At 61.5% G+C, this 12,582-nt stretch carries 14 protein-coding genes; 6 read left to right on the forward strand and 8 right to left on the reverse strand.

The features are described 5' to 3' along the window. Window positions 1-94 precede the first annotated feature (94 nt). The 5 genes from EJL02_RS03770 (at window position 95) to bilS (ending at window position 3,030) form a co-directional block, all read left to right on the forward strand. Window positions 95-301, forward strand: a complete 207-nt coding sequence (locus tag EJL02_RS03770; RefSeq protein WP_125115088.1) for a 4Fe-4S binding protein — start codon at window positions 95-97, stop codon at window positions 299-301. Continuing rightward, window positions 298-882, forward strand: coding sequence for a 4Fe-4S binding protein (locus tag EJL02_RS03775; RefSeq protein WP_125115089.1), 585 nt, complete (start codon window positions 298-300; stop codon window positions 880-882). Before EJL02_RS03770 ends, EJL02_RS03775 begins: the two co-directional genes overlap by 4 nt. 140 nt (window positions 883-1,022) lie before the next feature. Further along, the gene (gene bilQ, locus EJL02_RS03780) at window positions 1,023-1,451 is read left to right on the forward strand and encodes a bilirubin utilization transcriptional regulator BilQ (RefSeq protein ID WP_125115090.1); all 429 of its coding nucleotides are present in this window, start codon (window positions 1,023-1,025) and stop codon (window positions 1,449-1,451) included. Next, window positions 1,436-2,548, forward strand: a complete 1,113-nt coding sequence (gene bilR / locus EJL02_RS03785) for a bilirubin reductase (protein WP_125115091.1) — start codon at window positions 1,436-1,438, stop codon at window positions 2,546-2,548. Before bilQ ends, bilR begins: the two co-directional genes overlap by 16 nt. After that, entirely contained in the window at window positions 2,545-3,030 is a 486-nt protein-coding gene (bilS, locus tag EJL02_RS03790; RefSeq protein WP_125115092.1) for a flavodoxin family protein BilS, read from the forward strand. Before bilR ends, bilS begins: the two co-directional genes overlap by 4 nt. Window positions 3,031-3,108: 78 nt before the next feature. On the opposite strand, the gene EJL02_RS03795 is transcribed toward bilS, so the two are convergent. Genes EJL02_RS03795 through EJL02_RS03815 form a run of 5 tightly spaced genes read right to left on the reverse strand, consistent with a single transcriptional unit; the run spans window position 3,109 to window position 7,229 of the window. After that, the gene (locus tag EJL02_RS03795; RefSeq protein ID WP_125115093.1) at window positions 3,109-4,245 is read right to left on the reverse strand and encodes a DHHW family protein; all 1,137 of its coding nucleotides are present in this window, start codon (window positions 4,243-4,245) and stop codon (window positions 3,109-3,111) included. A 15-nt stretch (window positions 4,246-4,260) separates the two neighbouring features. After that, on the reverse strand, window positions 4,261-5,643 hold the full coding sequence (locus EJL02_RS03800) for an MBOAT family O-acyltransferase (protein ID WP_125115094.1): 1,383 nt from the start codon (window positions 5,641-5,643) through the stop codon (window positions 4,261-4,263). A gap of 13 nt (window positions 5,644-5,656) precedes the next feature. Further along, window positions 5,657-6,130, reverse strand: a complete 474-nt coding sequence (locus EJL02_RS03805) for a DUF4358 domain-containing protein (protein ID WP_125115095.1) — start codon at window positions 6,128-6,130, stop codon at window positions 5,657-5,659. Continuing rightward, the gene (locus EJL02_RS03810) at window positions 6,127-6,855 is read right to left on the reverse strand and encodes a GDSL-type esterase/lipase family protein (RefSeq protein WP_125115096.1); all 729 of its coding nucleotides are present in this window, start codon (window positions 6,853-6,855) and stop codon (window positions 6,127-6,129) included. Before EJL02_RS03810 ends, EJL02_RS03805 begins: the two co-directional genes overlap by 4 nt. 47 nt (window positions 6,856-6,902) lie before the next feature. Then, window positions 6,903-7,229: a hypothetical protein gene (locus tag EJL02_RS03815; RefSeq protein WP_125115097.1), complete on the reverse strand. Its 327-nt coding sequence runs from the start codon at window positions 7,227-7,229 to the stop codon at window positions 6,903-6,905. Between the two features lie 46 nt (window positions 7,230-7,275). Here EJL02_RS03815 and EJL02_RS03820 point away from each other — a divergent pair, with 46 nt between their 5' ends. Then, entirely contained in the window at window positions 7,276-8,457 is a 1,182-nt protein-coding gene (locus EJL02_RS03820; RefSeq protein ID WP_125115098.1) for a Gfo/Idh/MocA family protein, read from the forward strand. A 70-nt stretch (window positions 8,458-8,527) separates the two neighbouring features. On the opposite strand, the gene EJL02_RS03825 is transcribed toward EJL02_RS03820, so the two are convergent. Genes EJL02_RS03825 through EJL02_RS03835 form a run of 3 tightly spaced genes read right to left on the reverse strand, consistent with a single transcriptional unit; the run spans window position 8,528 to window position 12,499 of the window. Next, the gene (locus EJL02_RS03825) at window positions 8,528-9,535 is read right to left on the reverse strand and encodes an NAD(P)-dependent oxidoreductase (RefSeq protein ID WP_125115099.1); all 1,008 of its coding nucleotides are present in this window, start codon (window positions 9,533-9,535) and stop codon (window positions 8,528-8,530) included. Between the two features lie 12 nt (window positions 9,536-9,547). Next, window positions 9,548-10,831, reverse strand: coding sequence for an aspartate aminotransferase family protein (locus tag EJL02_RS03830; RefSeq protein ID WP_125115100.1), 1,284 nt, complete (start codon window positions 10,829-10,831; stop codon window positions 9,548-9,550). A gap of 24 nt (window positions 10,832-10,855) precedes the next feature. After that, the gene (locus EJL02_RS03835; protein ID WP_164510275.1) at window positions 10,856-12,499 is read right to left on the reverse strand and encodes a M20/M25/M40 family metallo-hydrolase; all 1,644 of its coding nucleotides are present in this window, start codon (window positions 12,497-12,499) and stop codon (window positions 10,856-10,858) included. Window positions 12,500-12,582 lie beyond the last annotated feature (83 nt).

The raw sequence follows: 12,582 nt of genomic DNA on the forward strand, positions 1-12,582 counted from the left end.
CAAGCGCTATGTGAGCAAATCACATACAGCGGCCCGCAGAACGCGTATACTGTTGCTATCACTACATCAGGCATCAGCCTGCACGGAGGTACTTATGCTGTCCAAACGATTTGCCCAAACCGACCGCACCCGCTGCGTCTCCTGCGGCGCGTGCACCAAGCAATGTCCGCGCGACGCCATCCGCATCCACCATGGCTGCTACGCGGTCATCGACGCGCTGCGCTGCGTCGGCTGCGGAAAATGCGCCAAGATCTGTCCGGCCGACTGCATCACGCTGCACGAACGGGAGGTGCAGGCATGAACAAGCAAAAGCACTGGTATGACTACTTATGGCTGTGGTCGATCGCGTTTTTCGTGCTCGGCTTTTTCAACATCCTGTTCGCGTGGCTCGGCATGCTGGACTTCGGCCTGCCGCTGCTGTTTGCCCTGTTCGGCGGCAACAAATTTTTCTGCAACAACCTGTGCGGCCGCGGACAGCTGTTTTCCCTGCTCGGCGGACGCTTTGGGCTGTCGCGCGGCAAGCCCGCGCCCCGCTGGCTGAGCTCCAAATGGTTCCGCTACGGCTTTCTGGTCTTTTTCCTTGCCATGTTCGGCAACATGCTGTTCCAGACCTATCTGGTCGGCGCGGGCGCGTCCTCGCTGCGCGAAAGCATCAAGCTGTTCTGGACCTTCCGCCTGCCGTGGGACTGGGCGTACACCGCGGGCACCGTGCCCGCTTGGGTCGCGCAGTTCAGCTTCGGCTTTTACAGTCTGATGCTGACCTCGCTCCTGATCGGCCTGATCGCCATGGTGCTGTTCCGGCCGCGCACCTGGTGCTCGTTCTGCCCGATGGGCAGCATGACACAGGGCATCTGCAAGCTCAAACGCCTCGGCAAAGACTGACCCGCAAACCCGAAGAACGCAGCACCGCGTTCTTCGGGTTTTTTGCATTTGTGAACAAATCGAAAACTTCTCTTTTTCTTCTTGACTTTGTCAAGTGTTCGGCTTATACTTGACAAAGTCAAGAAAGGAGCGCACACCACATGGTCAATACCCTGGCATACTATTCCACCGTACTTTCCCGCAGCTTTGCCGCCTACACCGGACATGTGCTCGAGCAGATCGGGCTGAGCCAAGGGCTGCTGTACCTGCTGCTGTATGTCGGCCGGCATCCGGGCTGCACGCAGTCCGAACTGACAAGCGCCCTCGGTCTGGACTGGGGCTACTGCCAGCGCAGCACGCTGCGGCTGGTGGAGGACGGTTTCTTCCTGCGGGAAAAGCAGGGCCGCGCCTACCGCCTCTCGCTCAGCGAGAAAGGCATGCGGGCGTTTGAAACCAGCCATCAGGTCTTTTTCGACTGGGATGACCAAGCCCTGCAGCCGCTCACCCCGGAAGAACGCGCGCAGCTGCTGACGCTGCTCGCCAAAGTCAAGCAAAAGGAAGCGAGTACCAAGCTATGTACGAGACGATAAACAGCCCGGTCAACTACGGCGGGCTGACCTTAAAAAACCGCATCATTTTCTCCCCCACCTCGATGGGCCTGCCCGAGGACGAACTGATCGCGCGCTATCGCGCCATCGCCCAAGGCGGCTGCGCGATGATCATCATCGGCGACGTGCCCGTGCGCAAACACGGTTTCGGCCCGTCGCTCTACACCAAAAAGGGCTTTGCCCTCTATCAGCGCATCGCCCAAACCGTGCACGCCGAGGGCTGCCTGCTGTGCGCCCAGCTGCACCAGTCGGATTCCAATATCAAGGCGATGCTCAAGTATATCCCGGGCGTGCTGACCAAGCGCATCAGCCCGGCCGACCTGCGTCCGCTGCTAAATGCACAGGTCGGGCCGTATATCACCAACCTGCCGGTCAAAAAGATCCGCGAAATCACCGAGAGCTTCGGCGAGGCCGCCGTGCTCGCCCGCAAGGCGGGCTTCGACATGGTGCAGATCCACGGCGACCGCATGTGCGGCAGCTTCAGCTCCACGGTTTACAACCACCGCACGGACGAATACGGCGGCAGCCCGGAAAACTGCGCACGCTTCGCAGCCGAGGCGGTCGCAGCCGTGCGCCGCCGCCTGCCCGACATCCCGATCGACTACAAGCTGGCCGTGCGGCAGGAAAACCCGCATTACGGCAACGCGGGTGTGCTGGCGGAAGAGCTGCCGGTGTTCGTGCCGCTGCTCGAACAGGCGGGCGTGACCAGCTTCCATGTGACGCTCGCGAACCACGGCGAGCTGACCGACACCATCCCGCCCGCAAACCACCCGTATTTCGCGGGGGAAGGCTGCTTTCTGCCGTTCTGCGACGCCGTGCGGCAACTGACCCGACTGCCCATCTGCGGCGTCGGCGGCCTGACCCGGCCCGACTTTGTCGAGCAGCAGCTGGCCTCCGGCCGCATCGACTGCGCCGCGATGAGCCGCCAGCTGATCGCCGATCCGGACTGGCCGCGCAAGGTCTGCACCGGAAACGCAGCCCAAATCCATCGCTGCGTGCGCTGCAACAAGAAATGCCTGGGCGGCATGATGGCGCACCAGGGGGTTCACTGCATCTATGAAAGGAAGGACAACGCATGACTTACGCAATCGTTTACAGCAGCAAGACCGGCAACACCCGCCTGCTGGCCGAAACCATCCGCGATACCCTGCCCGCAGCCGACTGCCTATATTTCGGCGCGCCGGACGACGCGGCGCTGCGCGCCGACCGCATCTACGTCGGCTTCTGGACGGACAAGGGCACCTGCGACGCGGACACCGCGGCATTCCTCGCGCGCGTGACCACGCAGGAGGTGTTCCTGTTCGGCACGGCGGGCTTTGGCGGTGCGCCGGAATACTTTGACAAAATTCTGTCCGCCGCGCGGCGCAACTTGCCGGAGGGCGCGGCCGTGTGCGGCAGCTACATGTGCCAGGGCAAGATGCCCATGGCCGTGCGCGCCCGCTATGAACAGATGGAGGACAGCCCGCGCCGACAGATGATGCTCGACAACTTTGACGCCGCCCTGTCCCATCCGGACGAGGCCGCCCTGTCCCGCCTGCAGGACGCGGTGCAAAACCAATAAGGGAGAAATCCCGCCCACACAAACCAAAAGCCGATGTGTAGATCATCCGCACATCGGCTTTTTTCTTTTTGTATGGCATCACGCCAGCCATTGCAGGTTTTTGTCCTCCGCAAGGCTGCTCAAACCGTAGACGAACAGGATGTCGTCCGCCGGGTTTTCCCGCAGCCAGTCCGAGATGGTCTGCCGCTTGAAATACCGCAGGTCGATCAGGTCGATCGTGCTGTATTCCTCCGCGAGAAAGGGCGCGAGCGCGTGCGCATAGGAATCCTTGACGACCAGCAGCCGTTTGTCCGTGTCCGCATTGGTCTGGATATGCACGCGCGCATGGTTGCCGCTCAAAAACACCGGATATTTGTCCGCCTGCTCGAGATACTCCCGGAACAGCATCCCCTCGTGCACGACCGGCTCGCGGCCGTCGCCGTCATACACCGTGGTCTCGGCTTGCAGGCCGGGGTCGCTCCAGAGCGCGATCTCATCCGGCGGGGTCAGCCACAGGCCGCTTTTGGAATAGGAAGTGCCGTAAAAATCCGGCGCCCACTCGACTTCAAAGGTATCCTCCATAACGGAGGACTCGCCCTGCTCCTGCATCAGCAGGCGGTACGCCCGGTACGCGCCCGCGGTCGTCCAATGGTGGTCGGTGCGGTAATAGAGCGTGTCCGGGTCGTCCGCGCTTTGGAAATCGCCCAGCACGTCCAGCCAGTGCACGCTGTCCCCGGCGATGCGCCGCGCCTGCTCCAGCATGTCCGCATCCGGGTAATCCAGATGCAGCGCGGGCAGCTGATCCTGCACCACCGCGCCCGCGGACGGCACCGCCATCAGGTAGACCGGCACGGTCTGCGCCTGCGCAAACGCGGTGATCGCCTGCATGTTGTCCTGCAAGGTCTGCCGGTCGTCCGACAGCGGCGCGGGAAACAGCCAGCCGTCCTTTCCGCGGACGATGCTGTCAACGGCGCCGCGTCCTTCCACCTGTTCCAGATAGGCGTTGACCCCGACCCATGCGTCGCGCCCCGGGAAATGGTCGGACAGATATTGCTCTATATCGGTAAACAGGCTGCCGTCCGCCAGCCCCGCCGCGCTGACCGCGGGCCGCTGCGCCAACACGCGCTTTTCATTCTCCGAAAAGGACCGGTGCGGCAGCAGCCAGAACGCCGCCTGCATGCCGATCAAAATGCCCCCGAACAGCAGCGCCACTGCGCGGGGATGCCGAAACTGCATGTTTGTTGTCTCCTTTTAGAACCGAAAATACAAAAACGGGTTGTAACTCTGCGCCACCAGCGCCGCGCAGCTCGCCGCGAGCAGTAATAGGCACCAGACCGGCGCGCCCACATGCACCCAGCGGGCGTCCTCCCGGCGCCGCACCCAGTCCGCGGCCAGCGGCAGCGAAGCCAGCGCCGCAATAACAAGCAGCGGCAGATAGGACAGCACCCAGACCGCCGCCTGCGCGCTGATCAGCCCGCCGGAAAGCGAGAACATCGCGTGCAGATAGCCTGCCAGCGCGCCGAAGTCCTCGATGGCGAACAGCACCCAGCCCAGCATGACCAGCGCTATGGTCAGGATGTGCCGCAGCACGCGCGGGATACGCGCCAGCCGCGCCTCCCCGATCAGGCGCTCCGCCGCCAGCAGAACGAAATAATACAGTCCCCACAGCACATAGTTCCATGCCGCGCCGTGCCACAGGCCGGTCAGCGCCCACACGACAAACAGGTTGACAAACGTCCGCACCGTGCCGCAGCGGCTGCCGCCCAGCGGGATATACACATAATCCCGGAACCAGCGGCTGAGCGTAATGTGCCAGCGCCGCCAGAACTCCTTGACGCTCCCGGCGGCATAGGGGTAGCGGAAGTTGACCGGGATCTCAAACCCGAACATGCTGCCCAGCCCGCGCGCCATATCCGAATAACCGGAAAAGTCGAAGTAGATTTGCAGCGTAAACGCCGCCGCGCCCATCCACGCGCCCAAAACGCCGATGCCGTCCGGCAGCGCGCGCAGGCCGTTCCACAGCTGCCCCATGGCGTTGGCCAGCAGCATCTTTTTGCCCAGTCCGATCAGCAGCAGGCAAAATCCGTTTGCGATCTTGTTCCAGGTCTCCTCGCGGCCGCCCAGCTGCCCGCGCAGCTCCTCATAGCGCACGATCGGCCCTGCGATCAGCTGCGGGAAAAAGGTCATGTAAGTGGCAAAGGACACCACGCTTTTCTCCGCGGGCGCGGTTTTGCGATAGACGTCCACCACATAGGACACCACCTGAAAGGTGTAAAATGAAATGCCCAGCGGCAGCGGGATCGGCTTTGCCAGCACCTGTCCCAGCCCGATCGTGTCCAGCACAAAGCCGGTGTATTTGAACACCACAAGCAGCCCCAGATCGAGCACGAGCGCCGTCACCAGCCACAGGCGGCGCGGACCGGTTTCGGCGCAGGCAGCGATACGCCGCCCGATCCACCAGTTGGCGACCGCCGTCAGCAAAATGACCGGTAGGAACCAAGGTTCCCCCCAGCCATAAAACACCAGGTTGGCCGCCAGCAAAAACCCGTTGCGCCACCGGCGCGGAAAACAATAATATCCCACCAAAACAACCGGCAGGAAGAAAAACAGAAAAGCCAAACCGGCGAAGCTCAATGTCGCACCGCCTTTACGGATGCAACAAATCCTGCACCGCCGTTTTCGCCGCGGCGTTGTCCGCCGTCACGCAGAAAACGACATACACACCGTCCTGCTCGAGCACGGCGCTTTCCAGCTTGGGCACTTCCTCCGGCTTGTAGTCCGAATAGCCCTTGATCCAGCTGTCCGTGAAGGTCTGCAGCACGTCGGCAATGCTCTGCGCCGCATCGGTATCGGTCGCCTGGAATACCGCCATGCTCTCCGCGGTCGCGCCGCTGCCGACATAGGCCGCGCCGTCCTGCACCAGATCGGCCGAAACATCGTAAAACCGGCAGGCGCCGGCGCTGTCCATATCGTTCATCTGGTCGGTAAAGGTCGTGCTGCTTTTGAGCTGTTCCAGCGCGTCCGCCGGGTCGATCGCGGCCTGCTGCTTGCCGCAGCCCGCCGCCGTCACACAAAGGGCGGCAGCAAACGCTGCCGCACACCGCTTCATCTTCTGTTTCATGCCTGTTCTGCCTCCGCAATGCTTTGCTCAATGAGCGCCGCCCATTTTTCCGTGTATTCCTTGGCCGGATGGATGCCGTCCGCCGCCGCGTCCGCAGGCAGACAGCCGTTTTCATCGGCCAGCGCGGAAAAAGCGTCGATATACACCGCGTCATTCTCCTGCGCGACCTGCCGGATCTCCGCATTGCACGCCTGAATGGAATCGTTATTGGTGTTGTCCTCGTTCCGTGCGGACGCCTCCGCCGACACCGGCGGAATCGCCGACAGGTAGATGGTCGCGTCCGGGCAATACGAACGCGCCGTTTCAATTACTTTGGTGTATTCTTCGGTAAAAGCGTCCCGGTTGGTCCAGCCGAGTTCGTTTTCGCCGAAGAAAAAGACGATATGCGCAAAATCCTTGCCCTCCAGCAGGTCGATGACTGGCGTCTGCGTGTCCGCACCCTGTATCATGGGCTGCTCAAACACGCTGTTCACGTTCAGGCCCACCCGATAGAAATACGACGCTTTCGGTATCGCGTCGTAGGTGTAAAAACTGTCGATATAAGAGTTGCCGACCAGCGCGGTATCCTCATATGTCGTGCGCTGCGTCTGCACCTGTGTTTGTGTTTGTCCGTCCGGCGTATTTGCCAGTTCGGTCCCTTCATTTTCCTGTTTCTGACTGGAGCATCCTGCCAGGCAAAATGCCACCAGAACACCGGCCACTATGGACTGTGCCCTCATTTCCATCCGTTCCCTTCATTGCTGTATTTTGTGTCGAATTATCTGGCAAAGAATTATATACCACAAATGTAGAACCGAAACAACAAAGGTAACAACATTGTTGTCATACTGATACCGGAATGAAACTTACGTTTTTGTTTTCCCCACCGGGTCTGCAAATTTGCCGTTTTCCCCACCCGCTTTCTCCATTCCTGTACGACAGAAATCACACCGGTGCAGGCGCACCGCAAAGCGGTCTGCGGATGGGGAAAACCGCTGCCGCGCCGCCCGTTTTCCCGCGTCCGTTTTTGGAAAATTCCGGCGACCGATTGCAAACGCTTATCCGCATGATTTATAATGGTCTGGCAAGGGCAAACCCACCCGGCAAGCACATATTCCACCCCGGCGCGCCTCCCCACGCCGGGCATAAAAAGGAGCTGCATCCCTATGGAGAAAATCCGCATCGGCGTCATCGGCATTGGTGACATCAGCGACGTCTATCTGAATAACCTGAAGAAATATGACGCGGTCGAGGTCGTCGCGTGCGCCTCGCGCGGGCTGGAAAAAGCGCAGCGCAAGGCCGCGCAGCACGGCATCCCCAAGGCGTACGCCTCGGGCGCGGAGGTCATCGCCGACCCGGAGGTCGATCTGATCCTCAACCTGACCACGCCGCAGGCGCACTACGAGTATAATCTGGCGGCGCTCCAGGCCGGCAAGCATGTCTATACCGAAAAGCCGCTTGCCATGACCTATGCTGAGGGCAAAGAGCTGGTAGCGCTGGCAAAGGAAAAGGGGCTGCTGCTCGGCTGCGCGCCGGACACTTTTTTGGGCGGCCGGCTGCAAACCATCCGCGAGCTGATCGACAGCGGCAAACTCGGCCGCATCACGGGCGGCGGCGCCTACTTCATCGGACACGGGCACGAGTTCCACCACCCCGCGCCCGCCTTTTTCTATCAGCCCGGCGCAGGCCCGCTGTATGACATGGGGCCGTATTACCTGACCGCGCTGCTCAGCCTGCTCGGTCCGGTGCGGCGCGTCTGTGCGATGGCTACCAAGGCCGCCGACACCCGCACAGTCCCGTCCGGTCCCAGCAAGGGACAGGTGCTGCCCGTCGATGTGGACACCCACATCAACGCCATTCTGGAATTCGACTGCGGTTCGGTCGTCACGCTGACGTGCAGCTTTGACGTTTGGGATTCCGAGCTGCCGCGCATGGAGCTGTACGGCACGGAAGGCACCGTGCTGATCGACGAAAAGGACCCGATCTCCGGCCCCAATCTGTTCGGCGGCGACACGCTGCTGCGCACGCCCGCGGAATACCGCTGGGCCGACCCGGAACGCCGTCCCGAACATGTGAACACGCCATGGTCGATCGTGCCCAACCACCACCCGTTCAATTCGGTCAGCCATGCGGAAAACCCGCGCGGCATCGGTCTGGTGGACATGGTCTACGCACTGGCGCAGCACCGCGCGCCGCGCGCGTCGGGCGATATGGCGCTGCATTCGCTGGAAGTGATGGAGTGCATCCTCCGGTCCGCGCATGAACATATTTTCTGCGAGCCGGAAACGACCTTTGAACGCCCCGCGCCCCTGCCGCTCGATTTTCCCGCAAGTGAAGCGGTAAACTGAAATCTTCTTTTCCATCAAACAAAGGCTGCCCGCAGGCAGCCTTTGTTCGTTCGTATAGGGGTAACCCGTATCAGCTTGTTTTGTCCTCGGTCTGGGGCGCCAGCCCGTTGACGATGCGAAACGCCCGCTCCCGCCGGCCGGTCAGGCAGTCGGTCAGGTTGCGGCAGCTCAGCCGCTGCAATGCCTCGATCGACCGCGCGCTGTAAAACGCGGCGTGCGGCGTCACGATCACGTTTTCCCGGCCGATGAGCGGGTTGTTCGTCAGGTCGGGTTTTTCCTCGCGCAGCACATCCAGCCCCGCCGCGCGGACCCAGCCCGCATCGAGCGCGCGCACCAGCGCCGGTTCGTCCACACTGCCGCCGCGCGAAACATTGAGGAAAATCGGGTGCTTCCGCATGCGGCGAAAGCAGTCCTCGTCAAAAAAGTTCTGGTTTTCCGCGGTCTGGTTCATGTGGTTGGTGATCACGTCCGCATTTTGCAGCAGGGTGTCCGTGTCCGTCAGGCTGACGCCCAGCAGCTGCGCCTGCTGCTCCTCCGCGTGCGGATCGACCGCCAGCACCCGCATACCGAAGGCCTGCGCGCGCCGCGCGACCGCGCGGCCGATCTTGCCGAACCCGAAAATGCCCATAACGCTGCCGGAAAGCCCCAGCGGCTGCGGCGCGGCATAGTACTGCCAGCGGTGCTCCCGGTCGATCAATCGAGTGTAGTGTTTGAGGTGGCGCTCAAGCGCCAGCAGCAGTGCCATGGTGTGATCCGCGACCTCCTGCGTGCAGTATTCGCCGATGGCGCACACCGGGATATCACGCCGCCGGGTTTCCTCCAGATCGACGAAGTTATAACCGGTTGCATTGATCGAGATGGCCTTCAGGCGCGGCATCCGGTCGAGCGCCGCCCGGTCCAGCGGAATGAAGGCGGTGAGCAGGCCGTCCGCATCCGCCATTTCGCGGTAAAACGCTTCCGGGTCGGTATACGGATGCAGCACGATCTCCGCGTCCGGGATCTCCTGCCGCAGCAGCGCATATTCCCTTTGGATATCGCGCCCCAGCACATCCGGATAATCCGCAATGACGATTTTCATGCCGATCCCTCTTTACGCCTCGTCCATGGCCTGCTCGAACGCCTGATACAGGATGCCCAGCGCGGTGTCGATTTCCTCCTTTTTCACGGTCAGCGGCGCGATAAAGCGCACTACGTTCTTGTCACAGCCGCAGGCCAGCAGGAACAGGTCGCGCTCGAGCGCCAGCGCAATGATCTTGTTGGTCAGCTCGCGGTTGGGCGATCCGTCCGGATAAACCAGCTCCATGCCGATCATCAGGCCCAGGCCGCGCACCTCGCCGATGCACGGATACTTTTCCTGCAATTTCTTCAGCTCGCCGATAAAGTATTCGCCCATGCGGCGGCCGTTGTCGATCGCGCCGTTTTCCAGCGCGTCGATCGTTGCCAGCGCCGCCGCACAGGAGACCGGATTGGCGCCGAACGTGCCGCCGTGCGCACCGGCCACCCACTTGTCCATGATCTCGCTCTTGCCGACCACGGCGGACAGCGGCAGCCCGTTGGCAATGCCCTTGGCGCAGGACATGATGTCCGGCTTGACGCCGTGGGTCTGCCAAGCGAACATGTTGCCGGTGCGGCCGAAGCCGGTCTGCACCTCGTCAAAGATCAGCATGATGCCGTACTTGTCGCACAGCTCGCGCACATACTGTACCCACTCGCGCGGCGGGACCACATAGCCGCCCTCGCCCTGTACAGGCTCCATCAGAATGGCCGCGACCGAATACGGGTCGATCAGGTGCTTGAACATATCGTCAAACTGGGTGTAATACTCCTTCGGGCAGGCGCCGTCCTGCATCTTATAGGGCGTGCCGAACAGCTTGGGGTATTCCGCAAAGTAGATGGACGGCACCAGGCCCTCATAGTGCTTGCGGTAGGCGGAGTTGGACGCCGTCAGTGAGGTGCACATCATGGTGCGGCCGTGGAACGAGCCTTTGAACGCGATAACGGCCGGGCGCTCGGTGGCGTATTTCGCCAACTTGACCGCGCCCTCGACCGCTTCCGCGCCGGAATTGGAGAAATAGACCTTGTAGCCGCCGCCCATCAGGCCGACCAAACGCTCGGCCAGCGCGGTTTCCACCTCATAATGAAACAGGTTGTGGCAGCAGTGCACCATTTTGTCCAGCTGGTCCTTTGCCGCCTGCACAACCGTCGGATAGTTGTGACCCAGATTGTTGACCGCAATGCCGCTGCCGAAGTCGAGCAGCTTTCTGCCGTCATCCGTATACAGATAGCTTCCCTGCGCATGCGTGATCCCAAACGGCAGCGCGTGCAGCGCCATGGGCGGCATCACCGCCGCCGAACGTTCCTGTAATGTTGCCATAGAAAAACCCTCCCTGCTGATGATTTATGCAAAATAATACTGAATGGTCTTGAGAATGAATTTCGGCAATTGGCCGAACGAATACGGCATATAGATGCGCTCGGTCCACTTGTGGCAGTCCTTGCCCCACACACCGTAGTTGACCGCCGGGATGTTGAGCGCCTTGGCGGTTGCCAAGGGCACGGGATACAGCTTTTCATACCCCGGGAAGCACGCTTGCAGCATGGCGATCGAGTCCGCGTCGTCGTCGATCTTGAGATAGCTGGAGTCGGTCAGGCTCGGGAAAAACTGCTGCAATTTCATCTGCTCCCCGCTCTCGGCCGAAAATTCCGCGGCGATTTGTTCGACTTCGGCATACACGCGCGCCTCCTCGGGCACCTCCCGCTTGAGCGTGTTGTGCGGGCAGAACGGCGTGGCCAGAAATACCACGACGGTCGGCGTCTTGATGCCGCACAGCTCACACAGCGCCTGCACGATACGCAGCGAAGTGATGCGCATGTCGTCGCCCGCGGCGATCGAGTCGTCCGCCGTGCGGTCGATGAAGGCGTCCAAGTCGCCTTGGTACACCGCCCGCGCCCGGTCGCACAGCTCGCGGTAATCCAGCACCTGCGTCTGTTCCAGCAGGCTGGAATACCGGTTGCCGGACAGCGTGCAGTAGGTTTTGTAGCGCGCGTCCGCCTGCTGCATGACGTTGTCCAGCGCGGTGCGCGCCGCGCTTTTGAACAGCTCCATGCTTTCGGTGACCTGCCGGTTGTGCACAAAGTAATTGAAATACACGCAGGCGGTGTGCGGCGTCTGCACGTTGTAGCTCGGCTTGAGGTCCTGCATTTTGAGCACGGTCGGCGGCAGGGTGTACTCCCCTTGGTAGCCGTCGCAGAAATCCGGATTGCGGTCGATCAGACGCACCAGCTCGGCCGCGGTCAGGTCGGGCGAAAAGCCCTCGAAGCACTGCGCCACATGGGTCTCGCGGCCGATGATGTAAAACATCGGCAGCAGCTTGCCGACCGCACCGGTGTACACATACCGTGTGGTGTCGCCGGCGTACATCGGGCAGATAAAATCGTTGTTGATCGCCAGCCGGAAGTGCAGATCGTGCTCCTGCTGGATCTTTTGCAGCAGCGGCAGCTCCTCAATGATGCCGCGGTGCAGCGTTTCCTCGACCGGGTTGAACGACAGCAGCAGATTGCCGTGCAGCTTTTCCGGCGCCTGCGCCAGATGGCACACCAGCACCAGGAAAACCGCGTCTCCGCCCTTCATGTCACACGCGCCGCGGCCGAACAGGTAGTCGCCGGACGCCAGATCGCGCCGGACCTCTTCGGGCAGCTCGGCCGACTGGAGCACTTCGGCGAGCTTTGCACAGTCAAACGCATACGGCTTATACTTCCCATAGTCGTCCACGTCCACCGTGTCGATGTGCCCATGCAGCATGATGCAGTCCCGCTCGGTGCCGTCGCCGCCCTTGAGCAGCGCCATCACGTTGTGCCGGTGCAGCGGGTCGTCCTTGAGCTCCTGCGTGATGACAAGCTCCGGATGCGCCTGAAAATACGGGATATCCCGCAAATAGGCCTCGATCGCGTCCGCAATGGCGCGTTCGCCCGGTGTGCCGTTGACGCTGGGAATGGCGACCAGCTTTTCGGTCAGCGCTTTGATTTCTTCCAACAGCTCCATGGTGTTTCCTCCTCATTCCGTATTGTATACGGTATACATTTTAGCCCCAAGGAGAACGCTTCCCGCAAGAGGAAGCGTTCTCG

It is taken from the genome of Agathobaculum sp. Marseille-P7918, assembly GCF_900625105.1.
Classification (GTDB): domain Bacteria; phylum Bacillota; class Clostridia; order Oscillospirales; family Butyricicoccaceae; genus Agathobaculum.

Excerpts from the sequence above, each read along its gene's own strand:
- bilR (WP_125115091.1), top strand. The coding sequence starts at position 1,436 with ATGTACGAGACGATAAACAGCCCGGTCAACTACGGCGGGCTGACCTTA.
- EJL02_RS03825 (WP_125115099.1), bottom strand. The coding sequence starts at position 9,535 with ATGAAAATCGTCATTGCGGATTATCCGGATGTGCTGGGGCGCGATATC.
- bilQ (WP_125115090.1), top strand. The coding sequence starts at position 1,023 with ATGGTCAATACCCTGGCATACTATTCCACCGTACTTTCCCGCAGCTTT.
- bilS (WP_125115092.1), top strand. The coding sequence starts at position 2,545 with ATGACTTACGCAATCGTTTACAGCAGCAAGACCGGCAACACCCGCCTG.
- EJL02_RS03810 (WP_125115096.1), bottom strand. The coding sequence starts at position 6,855 with ATGGAAATGAGGGCACAGTCCATAGTGGCCGGTGTTCTGGTGGCATTT.
- EJL02_RS03795 (WP_125115093.1), bottom strand. The coding sequence starts at position 4,245 with ATGCAGTTTCGGCATCCCCGCGCAGTGGCGCTGCTGTTCGGGGGCATT.
- EJL02_RS03775 (WP_125115089.1), top strand. The coding sequence starts at position 298 with ATGAACAAGCAAAAGCACTGGTATGACTACTTATGGCTGTGGTCGATC.
- EJL02_RS03835 (WP_164510275.1), bottom strand. The coding sequence starts at position 12,499 with ATGGAGCTGTTGGAAGAAATCAAAGCGCTGACCGAAAAGCTGGTCGCC.
- EJL02_RS03770 (WP_125115088.1), top strand. The coding sequence starts at position 95 with ATGCTGTCCAAACGATTTGCCCAAACCGACCGCACCCGCTGCGTCTCC.
- EJL02_RS03805 (WP_125115095.1), bottom strand. The coding sequence starts at position 6,130 with ATGAAACAGAAGATGAAGCGGTGTGCGGCAGCGTTTGCTGCCGCCCTT.
- EJL02_RS03820 (WP_125115098.1), top strand. The coding sequence starts at position 7,276 with ATGGAGAAAATCCGCATCGGCGTCATCGGCATTGGTGACATCAGCGAC.
- EJL02_RS03830 (WP_125115100.1), bottom strand. The coding sequence starts at position 10,831 with ATGGCAACATTACAGGAACGTTCGGCGGCGGTGATGCCGCCCATGGCG.